We start from the raw sequence: 494 nt of genomic DNA on the forward strand, positions 1-494 counted from the left end.
TCGTTCTCGCAGATGAACACCCGTTACGTCTGGAACGATGACGACGCCAGCGTGACCGTGCATTACGTCGACGGCACTGAAGAAGTCTACGTCCACGACGATCGTGCGCGGCTGGTGCGGCAGGTCGCGGCCGATGGCGGCGAGCAGCTCAAGGCCTATGACGAGCAGGGGCGCTTGATCGCCGAGCAGGATGCGTTGGGCGCGGTTACCGAATACCGCTACGACGAACTCGGACGGCTGATCGCGCTGATTCCGCCAGACGATGCACCAACGTCCTACGAGTACCGCAACGGTTTTCTCTACAAGCGTTGCCGTGGTGAGGCGGTGTGGATCTACCGGCGCAACGCCGAAGGCGCCGTCACCGAAGCGGTCGATCCCGACGGCCAGGTCACGCATTACTACTACAACCTGCGCGGGCAGTTGCTGTCGTTGCGCTACCCGGACAGCAGCCGCCATCGCTGGGTGTGGAATGAGCTCGGCCAGCTCATCGAAGA

Annotated in this window: 1 pseudogene; it reads left to right on the forward strand. The window is 62.8% G+C overall.

Annotated elements, in window-relative coordinates:
* Positions 1-494: pseudogene (locus tag AC4IHP_RS27825) on the forward strand (type IV secretion protein Rhs); the annotation flags it as partial.

The sequence above is a fragment of the Pseudomonas sp. UF-293 genome (genome assembly GCF_058245595.1).